Genomic DNA, 16,338 nt, shown 5'->3' on the forward strand with positions numbered 1-16,338 from the left:
CGCCGGCCGCGGCGGTTTCTTTGAGTGTCAGTGGTTGCCGATAGCTTAGGGATATGCGGTTACTTCACACCTCGGACTGGCACCTGGGCCGTTCCTTCCATGGCGTAGGCATGCTGGACGCCCAGCGCGCTTTCGTTGACCAGCTGGTCGCTGCGGTCCAGCGGGACGGCGTGGACGTTGTCCTGATCGCCGGCGATGTCTATGACCGGGCGCTGCCGGGCGTGGACGTGGTCCACCTGCTCGACGACGCACTGGTCCGCCTGACTGCCCCGGGCGCCAGGGTGGTCCTCACCAGCGGGAACCACGACTCCGCCATCCGCCTGGGTTTCGCCTCGCGCCTGCTGGAACGCGGGGGAGTGCACCTGCGCACCCGGGTGGAGGACCTCGCCACCCCGCTCCTCCTGCCGCTGGGCACGGATGCCGCCGGAAAGGAAGCCGTCCTGGCGCTTTACGGCATCCCATGGCTTGAGCCCCGGCTGGTTGCCGAACAATTGGGCGCTGAAACGGCGAGCCATTTCGAGGTCACCAGGGCGGCCACCGGCCTGATCCGCGAGGACATCGCCCGGCGCGCGGTTTCCGCCACCGTCCACTCGGTGGTCCTGTCCCACACCTTCGCCAGCGGCGGCATCAGTTCGGACAGCGAGCGGGACCTCAGCATCGGCGGCGTGGGTGCGGTGCCGCTGGACCTGTTCAACGGTTTCAGCTACACGGCACTGGGCCATCTGCACGGCCGGCAGCAACTGTCCGGTTCCGTCCGGTACTCCGGTTCGCCTCTGGCCTATTCCTTCTCCGAATCCACCCATCAAAAGGGTGCCTGGCTGGTGGACATTGGTCCGGAGGGTGTCACGTCCGTCACGGAGGTGCTGTGGGAGGCCCCGCGTTCCCTCGCAGTGCTGCGCGGAACCCTGGAGGACCTCCTGGCGGACCCCGGCCATGCATGGGCCGAAACCGCCTATTGCCAAATCACGTTGACCGATCCCCAGCGTCCCGTCCGTGCCATGGAACGGCTGCGCGCCAGGTTCCCGGACACCCTGGTCCTGGCATTCGACCCGGAGGGTGCGGCTGCCACGCCCCGGACCAGCTACAGCAGCAGGCTTGCGGGCGCGCCGGACGATCTCGCCCTGTGCTGCGGATTCCTGGAACACGTGCGGGGACGCAGCGCTGACCAGGCAGAGAAGAACGCGCTCGCCGCCGCGCTGGAGAACGTCAGGCTGCTGGAGGCGTCACGGTGAGAATCCACCACCTTCGCATCTGCGGCTTCGGTCCCTTCGCCGGGAGCGAGGACATCGACTTTGACCGCCTTGGCGCCCACGGCCTGTTCCTGCTGAACGGGCCCACCGGTGCCGGTAAGACCAGCGTGCTGGATGCCATCTGCTTTGCCCTGTACGGCTCCGTCCCCGGAGCCCGCCAGGACGGCAAGCGGCTGCGCAGCGACCATGCGGAACCTGCCCAGGAACCGGCCGTGACGTGCGAATTCTCGTCGCAGGGCCGCCGTTTCGAGGTGACCCGCTCTCCGGCGTGGGACAAGCCCAGCGCTCGGGGCAAAAACGGCTTTACCGTCCAGCAGGCCAAGACGCTGCTCCGTGAGCGGGTGGACGGCGCATGGGTGGAAAAGTCCGCCCGCAACGACGAAGCAGGCGCGGAAATCACGGCCCTGCTGGGCATGGACCGCGAGCAGTTCACCCGGGTGGTAATGCTGCCGCAGGGTGATTTCGCCGCCTTCCTCCGCTCCAAGGCTGCCGACCGCCTGGACCTGCTGCAGAAGCTTTTTGGCACCCAGCGTTTCGAAGCGCTGGAACAGGAACTGTCGCGGCAGGCTGCCGCTGCCCGGGAGGACGTGGCTGCACTCTCCGGGCAACTCGCCCTTCTCGCCTCGCGTGCCGCCACCGAGGCCGCTCCGCTCCAGCTTCCGGACGCCGGGGCTCCGCCGGAGGAAGACGTCCCCGCCCGCCTCGACTGGCTCAAGGCTTCCGTTGCCGGCCGGCTGACGGAACTCACCGGGCATGCCGCCGCTGCCGCGGCCGCCAGCCAGGACCGCCGCAGCGCTGTGGACCGGGAAGCCGCGCGGCATGAACGGCACCGGAAACTGCAGGCGGCCACGGCGCGGCGAAACGCCGTGGAGGAAGGCGCCGCACGTCAGGAAGAGCTCTCCACCCGCCTCGCCCGGCACCGCCAGGCCGAGGTCCTCCAGGGGCAACTGCAGGCCGTGGACGCGGCGGCCGCCAAGGTCCGCAGTGCGGAGGCCGCTGCCGAATCTGCCATGACGTTGCTCCGCATGGCGGCCGGTGACGACGGCGAGCTGGCCCAGCTGCGCCTGGAAACACGGGGATGGGAAACAGCTGGCCTGGATCCTGCCGGCCCGGAAACACCAGGCCCGGAAACGGGGGTCAGCCTTGGAAGCCTGGCCGGGGCAGCGGACGAACTTGGCCGCCTGCGGTCACTGCTGGCCGTCGTCGAAGCGCGGCTGCCGGACGAGGACCGGCTCCAGGACCTTCAGGCCCGGCACCGCACCCTGGCCGGCCGGGAGGAAGAGCTCCGGCTGGCTATCGGGACCCTGGGCAGCCGGGCCCATGAGCTGCAGGGGCATCGGGCAACGCTGGCCGAGGGCATGGAGCAGCTGGAGTCCCGTTCCATCGAGGCGGCCCTGCGCCGCAAGGAAGCTGCAGCGGCAGCGGAGCTGCTGGACGTTGTCCGGAGGTACGGAAAAGCGGACCGGCGCAGGGATTTGGCCAGGATCCGCCACGACGAATCGCGGGAAACACTGCTGGAGGCCAAACGCCAGTGGCTGGACCTGCGGGAGGTGCGTCTGGCCAACGCAGCATCCGAGTTGGCTGCCAAGCTGGTGGACGGGGAGCCCTGTCCGGTCTGCGGCAACGGGCAGCATCCCCAGCCCGCAGATGGTGGTGATGCAGGCCCGGGCCTTGCGCAGGCCGAGGAAGAGGCCCACGGCGCCTACGAGGCCGCAGAGGCAGCCCACACCCTGGTTGCCGCTGATCTTGCGGAGGCGGAGCAGGCAGTGGCTGTCCTCGCCGGCCAAGGCGGGACCACCCCGGTTGAGGAGGCACGCTCCGGCGCCGATGCCGCACTCGCTGCAGCAGCTGATGCAGAGCAGGCCGCGGACGAGCTGCAGGACAGGCGGCAACGGCTGGAAGCGCTGGACGCCAGCATCGGGCAGGCGCTTGCCACGCTGTCTGAAACGGAGGCGGAGCTGTCCCAGACCGCCGTGTCCCTTGCCGACGTGGCGGAGCAGGCTGCAGCACTGGACAAGGCGCTGGCCGGCCTGCGGGGACACCACCGCAGCCTGAACCGCCGGCTGCGGGCACTTGAGGGGGCCGTGGCGGTCCTGGACAAGGCCGTTGAAGCGCAGGCGCGGCTGGATGCGGCGCGCCTTAGATCCGCTGAAGTGCAGGAACATTTGGAGCTGGCACTGCCGGCTGCGGGCTTTGCCACGGCCGGCGATGTCCGGGACCAGCTCCTCGGAGCGGCTGAAGCGGCAGACCTGGAAGCTGCCATCCGTGCAGCCCAGGACGAAGCGGCGCGCGTGGCCGGGCTGTTCGAGTCCGAGGACATCGTGCTCGCCCTAGCGGAGGCCGCCGACGGCTTCCTGGCGGACGAGGAACAGCTGGCGGCGCTGCGCCTCGAGGCCGCCGCTGCCCAGAACGACGCGAGGGAAGCTGACCTGGCCGCCGGCCTCGCCACCCACTGCCTGGAATCCCTGGAATCCATCACCGCCGAATACCATGACCTGGTCCGTTCGTCCCGGGAGCCGGCGGAGCGGGCACAGATGCTGGCCGGATTGGCGGACGCCGCTGCCGGCCGGGGCGAAAACACGTACCGGATGAGCCTGAACAGCTATGTCCTGGCCGCCCGGCTGGAACAGGTGGCTCTCGCCGCGTCGGAGCGCCTGGTGGCCATGAGTGACGGCCGCTACCTGCTTCAGCACACCGACGCCAAGGCGGCCCGCGGTGCCAAGTCGGGGCTGGGCCTTGAAGTGGTGGACCAGTGGACGGGATTCCGGCGGGACACCTCCACCCTGTCAGGGGGCGAGTCCTTCATGGCATCGCTGTCGTTGGCCCTGGGGCTCGCGGACGTGGTCCAGCAGGAGGCCGGAGGGGTGGAAATCGAGACCCTGTTCGTGGATGAGGGCTTCGGAAGCCTGGACGAACAGTCCCTGGAGCAGGTCATGGACGCCATTGAAGGGCTCCGTGACGGCGGCAGGGTGGTGGGGCTGGTCAGCCATGTTGCAGAGATGAAACAGCGCATCGGCACCCAGTTGCAGGTGCTCAAGAGCCGGAACGGCTCCACCCTGCGGATCTCCGAAAGCCTGGACGCCCTCCTCTGACCCGGCCGATATAATGGAGCCCGTTACCGGGTTGCGCGCATCGGGAGGAGGGACGATGCGCACCTACTGAACGAGCCCGGAATTGACGCCTCAAACTACTCCTTCAACCACCCGCAACACTCTTTCCCCCGCCGCCGGAGAGCAGGAAGGGCCCGGCCCGGCACTGACGGAAGGGGCAGCAAGGGGACGATTCTCCCGGCTGCCACAGCTTGCCGGCAGAAGCTTCATCCCGCTTGGACTTTTCGCGCGGCTTCCCCTGGCCATGCTGGCCATGGGCACCCTTACGCTCGTCACCTCGGTCAGCGGCTCGTTTGCCGCCGGTGGCGCCGCAGCGGGGGCCGTGGGCATTGGCTCTGCTCTGGGAGCTCCCGTGCTGGGATCCCTGGCAGACAGGCGGGGGCAGCGCCCCGTCCTGCTGCTGGCGGCGGTGCTCAATACCGTGGCTGTGCTGGCCCTGGTCCTCGCCGCAAACGCCACCGGGTCCGGGGACTTCCCGCCGGTTGTCCTGGCGGCTGCCTTTGCCGCGGGCGCCACCTGCCCCCAGGTGGGCCCCTTGGCCCGGGTCCGATGGATGGCGTTGACAACGGACGCTACAGGCCCCTCGATGCCGCCCGGGGGTGCTGCCCGTGACCTGGATACCGCCCTTTCCTACGAGAGCACGGCCGACGAAGTGACGTTTGTCCTCGGCCCGGCCCTGGTGGGTATCCTGGCCAGCCTTGTGGCGCCCTGGCTTCCGCTGGCGCTGGCGGCGGCCATGACCATTACGCTTGTCCCAGCCTTCGCCATCCACCCCACGCATCACGCCGTGCCTGCCGCTCCGCGCCGGGGCGGCAGGAAGGGGAAGGGTGCTGCGCCTGCCGCCAAGCTGCCGTGGGCAGTGGCCCTGCCGGTTGTTGCCATGGTCTGCATGGGGACATTCTTTGGTTCCACCCAGGCCGCCCTCAGCGCCTTCTCCGCCCGGCTTGCCGGCGCGGAAATAGCCGGTCTGCTGTATGCCGTCATGGGCCTCAGTTCCGCAGCGGCGGCACTCTCAGTTGCCTACTGGCCGCGGCGTGCCGGCCTGGCACTGCGCTGGGTGCTCTGCGCGGTCCTGATGGCGGGACTTGCGGTCCTGCTGCTGCTGCCGGCATCACTGCCCTCGATGGCGGCGGTCCTGCTGGCCCTTGGGCTCCCGGTGGGTCCGGTCATGGTCACCGTCTTCGCGGTGGGCGGAAAGCTGGCTCCCGCCGGCCGGCTGGGCACGGTCATGACTGGACTGGCCAGCGGCATAGTCGCCGGAACCGCCATCGGTTCCTCTGTCGGCGGTCAGCTGGCCCAGCATCAGGGGCCATCGGCCGCGTTCCTCGTCCCGGTCTGCGCGGCGGCGGCGCTGGCGCTGCTTGGGGCGGGAGCCGCCGTCGTTATCCGCCGGCGGGGCTGACAGGCCAATTCCCCGGGCCGCGGGCCTCCCATGCGGTCAGGCCAGTTGCCGCTCAATCCTGGCCGCGCTTTCGGCGAGGGCCGCCCCCACCGCTTCCGGATCATGGGCGGAACGGATATAGACCACCGCGAGTGCTGCCGGACGCCCACCGGGAACCCGGACAGGGGCTGCCAGTGAGGACACCCCGGCGATGACCTCGTCGTGGCTGGCCGAGTAACCCTTCCGCCGCGCTTCCGCCGCCTCCGGCCGGTAAGGAATTCCCGTTTCCAGCCGGTCCCACTCCGCCTCGGAAAGGGCCGACTGGATGGCGATGCCCGGCGCGCCGGCGTTAATGGGGTGCCGCGTACCCGGGTGCTGGGCCACGGTTGCCCCCGAATGCCGTGGTTCAACGGTGACCAGGGTAATGCAGTCATGGTGGTCCCACACCGCCACGAACGCCGTCATGTCCAACGAGTTTGCCAGCTGGGTGAGCTCGGGGAGGGCTGCGCTCTGCAGGTTGCGTGACACGCCGCGTGCCAGGACTGCAAGACCGGGGCCGGGCTGGACGCGTCCGGCGTCATCACGCACCAGGAGGGAATGGTCTTCCAGGGTACGCAGGATCCGGTACGCCACGGACCGGTGGACGCCCATTGCGTCGGCCAGCTCGGCGATGGTCAGCGGACCCGGGGCAGCTGCCAGGATCTCCAGGGCACGGATGCCGCGCGAAAGGGTCTGGGACGGCGAAGCCTGCGGCGCCGCCGTCCTGGCTGCGGCTGCTGGAGGTGTCATGACATCCATCCTAGGTGGCAATCCCGGGCATGCCGTGACCCTTGTCTCATCAGCGGTCGCAGAGTATTGTCCTCTATACGAACTGCTCGTTCAAATAAAGAACATTGAAGTTCCGGGTGATGCTCCCATAAAAATTTCCGCGCCCCGTGTCCCGCATCACAAATCCGTAGTACCCTACTAACTAACTGACCGTTCTGTCGGTAATTCTGAAGGCGTCCGGGCGGCACTGCTGCCCAATGAACAATGGAGTTTCAATGACCACACCTTCCAAGGTGGATACCCCCGCCGGTCCCAGCAGCCGGCGGGAGGAACGCAAGGTCCTCGCCGGCACCCTCGTCGGAACCACCATCGAGTGGTACGACTTCTTCATCTTTGCCCAGCTGACCGCAACGCTGCTGTCACCGCTGTTCCTGGCGCCGCTGAACGCGTCCAATCCGGGCCTGGCGCAGATCCTCTCCTTTGCCCTCATCGGCATCAGCTTCCTGTTCCGCCCCCTCGGCGCCGTCATCGCCGGCCACCTGGGCGACCGCCTGGGACGGAAGGCGATGCTCGTCTTCACCCTGGTCATGATGGGCGCCGCGACGGCCCTGATCGGCATGCTCCCCACGTATGCGCAGATCGGTGCCTGGGCTCCGGTGCTCCTGATCCTGCTGCGCGTCATCCAAGGCTTCTCAGCCGGCGGCGAATGGGGCGGTGCCGCCCTGATGGCCGTGGAGCATGCGCCGATCGGCCGCCGTGGCCTCTTCGGTGCCTACCCGCAGATCGGCGTACCGGTGGGCATGATCCTGGCCACCGGCCTGCTGTTCTTCCTCAACACCAGCATGTCCAAGGAAGACTTCGCCGCCTGGGGCTGGCGCGTGCCGTTCCTGCTGTCCATCGTCCTGATCGTGGTGGGCTACCTGATCCGCCGCGCTGTAGCCGAGAGCCCGGTCTTCCAGGAGATGGCCCTGCGGAAGAAGGAAAGCAAGGCGCCGCTGGGCGAGCTGATCCGGAACCACAAGCTGCCCGTCCTGTACTCCACCCTGATCTTCATTGGCAACAATGCCGCAGGCTACCTGCTGATCGCATTCTTCATCTCCTACGCGACCAAAACCCTGAAGATGCCCACCCCGCAGATCCTCCTGGCCACCACGCTGGCGTCCTTTGGCTGGCTGATCTTCACCCTGGTGGGCGGCTGGCTCTCGGACCGGATCGGGCGCGTGAAGACCTTCCTGACCGGCTACGCCATCGTCTTCGCCTGGATGATCCCCATGTTCGCGCTCATCGACACCAAGAACATCCTGCTTTACGGCATTGCACTGTTCGTCCTGACCATTGGCCTGGGCCTGTCCTACGGCCCCATGTCGGCCATGTACGCCGAAATGTTCCCTGCAGAAGTCCGCTACTCGGGCATCTCCATCGGATACGCGTTTGGAGCCATCCTGGGTGGGGCCTTCGCCGCCACCATTGCTGAGACCTTGCTGCAGTCGACCAAGTGGACCGGTTCCATCGGCATCTACATCATGGTCCTCTGCGTGATTTCGGCGGTCGGCGTGGTCCTGGCCAAGGAAACCAAGGGCCGCCCGCTCGGAGTCAGCAGCCACCACTGATCCCCACCGTCCCCCTGCCTCGCTTCGCGTCGGCAAGGGAACCCTGACGGCGTGAGCCCACCCACCGTCCCAACACAGCAGGCCCGGACCGAAAGGTCCGGGCCTGCTGTTGTTGACGGCTCCCTTAGCGCGCCAGCAGCCTGACCGCGTCGTCGTCGCGCAACTGCCCAAAGTGCCGGTAATAGCTGCCCACGGCCCGGAACCTTCCCGGCAGGTGCAGGCACACCACGGCATCGCACACCCGCTCCAGCGAGGCTTCGGCGTCGATCGATCCCACGGGCGCTGCCGCCACCACGGCAGCCGCCCCGCCTTCCCGCACGGCCTCCACGGCGGCACGCATCGTGGCCCCCGTGGCCAGCCCGTCATCCACCAAAAGAACCGTCCTGCCGGCCACGTCGGTGTTGCTTCCCGGGTACAGCTCCACCCGTCGGAGCAGTTCCCCGCGTTCGCGCCTCTCAACACCGTCCAGCCATTCCTGCTGCACGCCGTGTTCAAGGACGCGCTCCAGCAGGGGCTTGTTGATCAAGCGGACGGTGCGCCCGTGCGCCCAGGCCAGCGCCCCGTAGGCAGTTTCGTCGTGCCCCGGAATCCCCAGCTTCCGCACCAGGACGGTGCCCAGGGGCAGGTGGAGGGTATCCGCTGCCGCGGCGGCGACGGGGATGCCCCCACGTGCGAGGCCCAGGACCACAGTGTCCGGATGATCCCGGAACTGGCCAAGCGCAGCGGCCAGGCGTCGACCGGCGTCGGTGCGGTCTTCGAAACGCGTCCCCATGTACCCCTCCCGGCAACTGTGGCCTGACTGCCCCCAGCGTACTTCCGGCTGCCCCGGGCGTTCACGGCAGCGGCCGCCGTTTTTCCGGAACGCCCGGACGGGCGGGTGCCTGGACGGCCAGGCTGTACAGACGCTGTCTGGCGAGTCAGTGCCTAGACGGCCAGGAACGAGATGGCGGCCTGTTTGAAGGCCCTGCTGGTGATGGCGTTGGTGTGGTTCCGGCCCGGGAGGACCAGCTGTTCAGGCATGGAACCGGCGCCCCGGGCCAGTTCGGCGAGCTTGGGCAGGATTCCGGCGCGCTCGTCCTTGTCTCCGGCCACCAGCAGCATGGGAACGTGGGGGACTGCTTCGGCGGGATCGTAGGGCTCAGCCTTGATGGCTTCAACCAGGGATAGCAGCGCGAAAATGTTGTTGCTCGGCAGCAGCAATGCCATCTTCAGGAGCTGGGCGGTCGATTCGTCCTGGATCGGCGTGCCGTCCGCCAGGTAATCCTGGGCAGCCCGGAGGTCGAACGCGGCCAGGGGATCGGAATCGTTGGGCCCGCCAAGCACCAGCCGGTGCACCAGTTCGGGCTGGGTTGCGGCGAACTCCCAGGCGAGCCGCGATCCCAGCGAGTAGCCCACCACGTCCAGCCCGCTGGAAGGATCACCTTCCTGCAGGGGGCGTGTGCCGGCGTCGAACGCTGCCTGGAGAAGGTCCGCCCTGATCCTGCTGGGTGAGTAGGAGTCGCGGTCCTCCGGCGCGCCGCTGCGGCCGTGGCCGGGAAGGTCCACGGTGATGACCCGGCGGCCGGCGTCAAGCAGGGCGGACACCCAGCCGGTGTCTTCCCAGTTGAGCTTGGACGAGGAGGAAAAGCCGTGCAGCAGCAGGACGGGCCGCAGGCCGGCATCGGTTGCGGGGTCATGGACTGCCACGAACAGCTGGGGATCGGTCCCTTCAACGGTGTGCGCGTGCTGCTGTCCGGTGTGCCTGCCGCTCATGGTGTCAGTTCCCCAATCAGGTACGGCGCCTGGGCGGGCCCGGCGCGTCGGTGCGTCTTCCTTGGAAAGGTACGCACCACTCTACCTGCTGGCGGCCCGGTTCCTGCTGGTGAGGCAGGCCCCGGCGGCACAGGCCAGGGCGATGCCGGCGATCAGTGCGAAGGTACTAAAGAGCTGCACCCGGCTGCTCTCCGCGCTGAAACCGACGGCGAATATCAGGCCCAGGAGGACCAGGCCCAGGATGGTTAGCGCGGGGAAGCCCTTCATCCTCAGGGGCAGCGGGATTCCCTCCCGGTCGGCCCGCCGGCGCAGGATCAACTGGGAGACCAGCGCGCTGCCCCAGACCACCAGGCACGTGGAGCCCACCAACTGGAACAGGGCAGGCAGGATCCGTTCCGGAAACAGCAGTTCCAGGACCGTGGCGATGAAGCCGAAGGCCACCGATACCGCCACGGCCAGCAGCGGAACGGCCGCGCGGTTGAGGCGGGTCAGGACCCGCGGCGCTTCACCCCGCTGCGCCAGGGAGTAGGCCATCCGGGAGGCGCCATAGAGGTTGGCGTTCAGTGCCGAGAGGAGGGCGACGACGGCCACCAGGGTGATGGCGGTGGAGGCGCCGGGGATCCTGGCGGCGTCCAGTACACCGGCGAAGGGTGAGGCAAGGCTTTTGGACGTGGCGGGGAGGACGGCGGCGATGACGAACACTGAGCCGATGTAGAACACGAGGATGCGCCACACCACGGTGCGGATGGCCTTTCCCACGCTGCGTTCCGGATCCTCGGTTTCGGCGGCAGCCACGGAGACGATTTCCGTCCCGCCGAAGGCGAAGATCACCACAAACAGGGCCGACGCAACCCCGCCCAGGCCCTGGGGAGCGAAGTTCCCGGTGAGGTTGCCGGCACCGGGGGAGGCGACGCCGGGCAGGAGGCCAAGAAGCAAAGCGGCACCGACTGCCAGGAAGAGCACGATGACGGCGACCTTGAGGATGGCAAACCAGAACTCGAACTCGCCGAAATTCCGGACACCGGCCAGGTTGATGCCGGTGAACACCACCATGAACAGCAGCGCCAGCGCCCAGACCGGGACCACCGGCCAGACGGAGAACAGCAGTCCGGCGGCACCGAGTGCCTCGGCGGCGATCACGACTACCAGCTGCAGCCACCACAGCCATCCGATGGTGGCGCCGGCGGTACGGCCAAGGGCCCGCTCCGCGTAAACGGAGAAGGCGCCGCTGGCCGGGTTTGCGGCGGCCATCTCGCCCAGCGCCCACATCACCAGGATGATCAGTGTGCCGGCCACCAGGTAGGAGATGAGGACTGCCGGACCGGCTGCCTGGACCCCGGCACCCGATCCCAGGAACAGGCCCGCACCGATGGCACTGCCGAGCCCCATCATGGTGAGCTGGCGCGGTTTCATGCTGTGGACGCCTGTGGTCTTCGGCGGGAGTGTGGCGGACGCGGTCCGGTCAGACTTCATCGTCATGGGGCAGTGCACCTTCTGGGGCTGGTTGTACGGTCCGGTCCGGATGGTCCGGGGATCCTTTTGGGACCTCTTGAATTTACCGCTTCCGGTGGCGGGCCAAAAACGGAAGGGGAGCCCCGGCGACGGGAGTCGGCGCGGCGACAGGAACGGTTGTGTTGGCCGTGTGGTCCCGCAGCCATGAAAAGGCGGCAGAAACATTTCCTTTCCGGCGTTCCGGGCCGTAGAATTAGTTTTGGTCAAGTTGACCATAACTCTGAAGAACCGCCGGGGCGGGCACGATGAGCGCGACGGAAGGCGGTGGATGTGTACTACAGTTCGGCAAATGTTTCCGAGCGGCAGGCCGCGCCGCCGTCGCTCGCCATCTCCACGGTGATCTTCGCCCTGCGGCCAAGTGAAACCTCCGGCCGTCCCACGCTGTGGCTGCCCTTGGTGCGCCGCATCCGCGAGCCTTTCAAAAGGCTGTGGGCATTGCCCGGCGGCCCCCTCAGCCATGAAGAATCCCTCCAGGACGCCGCAGCCCGGAACCTGCGGGAGACCACTGGCCTCGCGCCCCGCTACCTCGAGCAGCTGTACGCCTTCGGTGGCCTGCACCGCTCACCCACCCAGCGCGTGGTCTCGATTGTCTACTGGGCCCTGGTCCAGCCGACGGAAGCCGCCCTGGCGGACGAGTCCGAGAACGTCAGGTGGTTCCGCGCCGACCGGCTCGGCGAACTGGCCTTCGACCACAATGCCATCGTGGACTACGCCCTCTGGCGCCTGCGCAACAAGCTGGCCTACGGCTCGGTGGCGTACCACCTGCTGGGCGAGTACTTCACCCTGGCTCAGGTCCGCGAAGTCTACGAAGCCGTCCTTGACCGCCAACTGGATCCCGCCAACTTCCGCCGGCAACTCAAATCCACCCCGGAAATCGAAGAAACCGGGGAATACCTCCAGGGCGGCAAACACCGTCCGCCACGCCTTTACCGCTACACCGGCCGGCCAGGCCTTGACCCAGACAACAGGAGCACACCATGAGCAGCGTCAACACGGCAATCCAGCTGATTACGCGCGAACAGGCCGCAAAAGGCGCAGCGGCTGAGCGCAGCACCTGCAGCCCGGCACTGGCCAGGGGCCCGTGGGACTACGACCTGGCCGAGGCGCTCGCCGGTGTTCCCGCCTATGGACCGGGCGCGTCAAGCGCCGACCCTGCCCCCGCCACCACGCCGCGCCAGGGCCAGCTCCCGGAGGAGTACAAGCTCGCCGGCGACGCCGAGCTCGGGGAACGGATCAACGCCGCCAAGGCCACGCTGGGCGAACGCGCCGTCATCCTGGGCCACTTCTACCAGCGCGACGAAGTGATCCAGTACGCGGACTTCGTGGGGGACTCCTTCCAGCTCGCCAACGCGGCGCTCACCAGGCCGGAGGCCGAGGCCATCATCTTCTGCGGTGTCCACTTCATGGCCGAGACCGCGGACATCCTTTCCACCCCGGAGCAGGCGGTCGTCCTGCCCAACCTTGCCGCCGGCTGCTCCATGGCAGACATGGCGGACGCGGACTCCGTGGAGGAATGCTGGGACCAGCTGGCGGAGATCTTCGGCACGGAGCCCGACGCTGAGGGCCGGGTTCCGGTCATCCCCGTCACCTACATGAACTCCTCCGCAGCGCTGAAGGCTTTCTGCGGCGAACACGGCGGCATCGTCTGCACCTCCTCCAATGCCAGGACCGTCCTGGAGTGGGCCTTCCAGCGCGGCCAGCGGGTGCTGTTCTTCCCCGACCAGCACCTTGGCCGCAACACGGCCAAGGCCATGGGCGTGCCCCTGGAGCAGATGCCAATGTGGAACCCGCGCAAGGAACTCGGCGGCAACGACGAACAGGCGCTGCTGGATTCCCGCGTCATCCTCTGGCACGGATTCTGCTCCGTGCACAAGCGCTTCAACGTGGCCCAGATCGAGAAGGCCCGCGCGGACTTCACCGGCGTGCAGGTCATCGTGCACCCTGAGTGCCCCATGGAAGTGGTGGACGCCGCTGATTCCGCCGGCTCCACCGACTTCATCAAGAAAGCCATCGCCGCGGCCACCGAGCCCACCACGTTCGCCATCGGGACGGAAATCAACATGGTGAACCGGCTTGCGGCCGAATATCCGCAGCACACCATCTTCTGCCTGGACCCGGTGATCTGCCCGTGCTCCACGATGTACCGCATCCACCCCGGCTACCTGGCCTGGGTCTTGGAGGAACTGGTGGCCGGCCGCATCGTCAACCGCATCACTGTGGACGACGACGTGCAGGCCAATGCCAGGACGGCGCTCGAGCGCATGCTCGCTGCGAGGCCCTGATGAGCCGCCGGCTCGCCGTGGTGGGAAGCGGCATCGCGGGGCTCTACGCGGCACTGCTTGGCGCGGAGGCCGGCGCCGACGTGGTGCTGCTGACCAAGGGCGCCCTGGAGCACAGCAACACCTGGTACGCGCAGGGCGGCATTTCTGCCGTACTCGCCCAGCCCGCCCCGGGGGACACCGTTGCCGCCCACATCGCCGACACCCTCCGGGCCGGGGCGGGGCACTGCAACGAGGCTGCCGTCCGGCTCATGTGCTCGCAGGCGCGGCAGGACATCGCGGGCCTCCAGCGCTACGGGGTGGCCTTTGACGCAGGCCACCGGGACGGGACGCACAACGGCGGCCCTGCCCTTGGGCTCGAAGCAGCGCACAGTGCCGCCCGCATCCTGCACGCAGGAGGGGACGCCACAGGCGCGCGCGTCGCCGGCGCGCTGATCCAGGCTGTCCTGTCCCGGCGGGACGAAGGAAAGCTCACGCTCCTCACGCATGCCCACGCCACAGCCCTCACCACCTCTGAAGGGCGCGTGGTTGGGGTCCAATACCTCCATGACGGCCGCCACGCCAGCCTGGAAGCCGACGCCGTCCTGCTCGCCACCGGGGGAGCAGGCCAGCTGTTCGCCCAGACCACCAACCCCGCGGTGGCCACCGCCGACGGCCTGGCGCTCGCCGTCCGCGCCGGCGCAGTTACCGCAGACCTCGAATTCTTCCAGTTCCACCCCACCTGCCTGGTGAGTTCCGCCACCGCCCACCCGTCCCGGCTGGACGGCCCGCTGCTGATCTCCGAAGCCGTCCGCGGTGAAGGCGCCGTCCTGCTCGACTCCAACGGCCGCCGCTTCATGAAGGCCTACCACCCCGACGCCGAACTGGCACCCCGGGACGTCGTCTCCCGCAGCATCGCCCTCCACCTCGCCAAACTCGGAGACCCCAACGGCCATGTCTACCTCGACGCGCGCGCCATCGAGCAGGCCGGGGGCCACGGCTTCCTGCAGCAAAGGTTCCCCACCCTCACCCGCAAGACCCTCGACGCCGGCATCGACTGGACCCGCGAACTGGTCCCGGTCGCCCCCGCCGCCCACTACTGGATGGGCGGGGTGCGGACCGACACCCACGGACGCACCACCGTCCCCGGCCTCTACGCCGCCGGCGAAGTTGCGTGCACCGGGGTCCACGGGGCTAACCGGCTGGCCAGCAACTCCCTCCTTGAGGGACTCGTCTTCGGCCGCCGCGCTGTTGAATCTTTCCTCTCCGGTGACCCTGCTTGGGGGTCGCCTGAAGGCGCCCCTCCGCGTGCTGTCTCGGCTGCTGCCGGCCTCCCCTTGACGCACGCTCCCGGGGCACCTTCAGACGACCGATCGAACGTCCCCCTCCCTGCTGCTTTAGAAGGCGCGCTGGGCGGAATGGACACGACGCGCGGGACCTGGCCGTCCTCCTTCGGTGGGGGAATCAGTGCCGGGGAGCCGTTTTCGCGGGACGCTCTTCGTCGCCTCATGACCTCGCACGCCGGGGTTTTGCGCTCCGGGGAATTGTTGGCCGGGGCCGCCCTGGTCCTGGCCGGCTGGGCCGGCGTCGTCCGTCCTGATGCTGACCGTTCCTCCGACCCTGTGGTGCTTGAGGACCGGAACCTGTTGTTGGCTGCGCAGCTGCTGGTCGCCGGAGCCCTCCGCCGGCCTGTATCCCTCGGGGCGCACTACCGCAGCGACGAACCCGTCCACACCGAAGCCCCTTACCCTCCGCGCACGAAAGCGAGCCTGCTCCATGACTGAACCCGCCGTGATCGACCAGGCAGCCACCCTGCGCCCCGCACTGGACCTCACCCTTCCGGCAGCACCGGTCCGGGAGATCCTGGAACGGGCCTTCGCCGAGGATGCCCCCTCCGGCGACATCACCTCCCAGCTGCTCATTCCCGCCCAGGCACGCGCCACAGCCGTCCTTAATGCCCGCGTCCCGGGCGTGCTCAGCGGCGCAACCGTGTTCCGCGACGCGATGCAGCTGGTGGACCCCGCCACCCGGGTGGAGCTGCTTGTAGCGGACGGGGAAACGTTCGACGCCGGCACGCACCTTGCGCGGGTCAGCGGCAGCGCCCGCTCCGTGCTGATGGCCGAACGCGTGGCCCTCAACCTGGTCCAGCGGATGTCCGCCATCGCCACCAAGACCGCCGAATTCGTCCGGCTGGCAGAAGGAACCAGGGCCCGCATCACCGACACCCGCAAGACCACGCCGGGCCTGCGCATCCTGGAACGTTTCGCGGTACGGTGCGGGGGCGGTTCGAACCACCGGTACAGCCTCTCCGATGCGGTGCTGGCCAAGGACAACCACCTGGCCGTGATGACCGGGGGTGACCCTGCGAAGCTCACCGGCCTCCTGCTGGCCGCCAAAGCCCACCTGGGACACACCACCCATTTTGAGGTCGAGGTGGACAGCATGGACCAGATCGAACCGGTCCTCGCCGCTGGTGTGGACACCATCATGCTGGACAACTTCACCGTGGCGGAGCTGAAGGCCGGCGTGGCCCTCGTGGCCGGACGTGCCCGCGTGGAAGCCAGCGGCAATGTCAACCCCGACACTGTAGCGGCCATTGCCGGCACAGGCGTGGACATCATCTCCGTGGGAGCACTGACCCATACCGTGGCCGCGCTGGACCTGGGCCTCGACGTCGAACTGACCGCCGGGTGAGCG

12 protein-coding genes are annotated in these 16,338 nt (G+C 68.3%); 8 read left to right on the plus strand and 4 right to left on the minus strand.

Going from position 1 to position 16,338, the window contains the following annotated elements; genetic code table 11:
- The first annotated feature begins 53 nt into the window (after positions 1 to 53).
- The 3 genes from ACR65K_RS03880 (at position 54) to ACR65K_RS03890 (ending at position 5,762) form a co-directional block, all read left to right on the plus strand.
- Positions 54 to 1,232 (plus strand): exonuclease SbcCD subunit D, encoded by a 1,179-nt coding sequence (locus ACR65K_RS03880; RefSeq protein ID WP_440151388.1) that lies wholly within the window; start codon positions 54 to 56, stop codon positions 1,230 to 1,232.
- Positions 1,229 to 4,342, plus strand: a complete 3,114-nt coding sequence (locus tag ACR65K_RS03885) for an AAA family ATPase (protein ID WP_440151389.1) — start codon at positions 1,229 to 1,231, stop codon at positions 4,340 to 4,342. Before ACR65K_RS03880 ends, ACR65K_RS03885 begins: the two co-directional genes overlap by 4 nt.
- Positions 4,343 to 4,424: 82 nt before the next feature.
- Entirely contained in the window at positions 4,425 to 5,762 is a 1,338-nt protein-coding gene (locus ACR65K_RS03890; protein WP_440151390.1) for an MFS transporter, read from the plus strand.
- 36 nt (positions 5,763 to 5,798) lie between these two features.
- Here ACR65K_RS03890 and ACR65K_RS03895 read toward each other — a convergent pair whose 3' ends face one another.
- Entirely contained in the window at positions 5,799 to 6,530 is a 732-nt protein-coding gene (locus tag ACR65K_RS03895) for an IclR family transcriptional regulator (protein ID WP_440151391.1), read from the minus strand.
- A 254-nt stretch (positions 6,531 to 6,784) separates the two neighbouring features.
- Here ACR65K_RS03895 and ACR65K_RS03900 point away from each other — a divergent pair, with 254 nt between their 5' ends.
- Positions 6,785 to 8,119: an MFS transporter gene (locus ACR65K_RS03900; protein ID WP_440151392.1), complete on the plus strand. Its 1,335-nt coding sequence runs from the start codon at positions 6,785 to 6,787 to the stop codon at positions 8,117 to 8,119.
- 124 nt (positions 8,120 to 8,243) lie between these two features.
- Here ACR65K_RS03900 and ACR65K_RS03905 read toward each other — a convergent pair whose 3' ends face one another.
- From ACR65K_RS03905 to ACR65K_RS03915, 3 genes are all read right to left on the minus strand, one after another.
- On the minus strand, positions 8,244 to 8,891 hold the full coding sequence (locus ACR65K_RS03905; RefSeq protein WP_440151393.1) for a phosphoribosyltransferase: 648 nt from the start codon (positions 8,889 to 8,891) through the stop codon (positions 8,244 to 8,246).
- A gap of 152 nt (positions 8,892 to 9,043) precedes the next feature.
- Positions 9,044 to 9,871, minus strand: a complete 828-nt coding sequence (locus ACR65K_RS03910; RefSeq protein WP_307089334.1) for an alpha/beta fold hydrolase — start codon at positions 9,869 to 9,871, stop codon at positions 9,044 to 9,046.
- 81 nt (positions 9,872 to 9,952) lie between these two features.
- On the minus strand, positions 9,953 to 11,350 hold the full coding sequence (locus ACR65K_RS03915; protein WP_056335194.1) for an amino acid permease: 1,398 nt from the start codon (positions 11,348 to 11,350) through the stop codon (positions 9,953 to 9,955).
- 303 nt (positions 11,351 to 11,653) lie between these two features.
- Between ACR65K_RS03915 and ACR65K_RS03920 the strand changes: the two genes are divergently transcribed.
- The 4 genes from ACR65K_RS03920 to nadC are packed head-to-tail and all read left to right on the plus strand — an operon-like array spanning position 11,654 to position 16,335.
- Positions 11,654 to 12,364 carry an NUDIX hydrolase gene (locus ACR65K_RS03920; protein WP_056335555.1) on the plus strand — a complete coding sequence of 237 codons (711 nt, stop codon included), beginning with the start codon at positions 11,654 to 11,656 and terminating at the stop codon, positions 12,362 to 12,364.
- Positions 12,361 to 13,665, plus strand: coding sequence for a quinolinate synthase NadA (gene nadA / locus ACR65K_RS03925; protein WP_056335196.1), 1,305 nt, complete (start codon positions 12,361 to 12,363; stop codon positions 13,663 to 13,665). The genes ACR65K_RS03920 and nadA overlap by 4 nt, the downstream gene beginning before the upstream one ends.
- A complete protein-coding gene (gene nadB / locus ACR65K_RS03930; RefSeq protein ID WP_440151394.1) occupies positions 13,665 to 15,425 on the plus strand; it encodes an L-aspartate oxidase in 1,761 nt (586 codons plus the stop codon). The genes nadA and nadB overlap by 1 nt, the downstream gene beginning before the upstream one ends.
- Positions 15,418 to 16,335 (plus strand): carboxylating nicotinate-nucleotide diphosphorylase, encoded by a 918-nt coding sequence (gene nadC, locus ACR65K_RS03935; protein ID WP_440151395.1) that lies wholly within the window; start codon positions 15,418 to 15,420, stop codon positions 16,333 to 16,335. The genes nadB and nadC overlap by 8 nt, the downstream gene beginning before the upstream one ends.
- Positions 16,336 to 16,338: the final 3 nt, after the last annotated feature.

The organism is Arthrobacter sp. SAFR-179 (genome assembly GCF_059414945.1).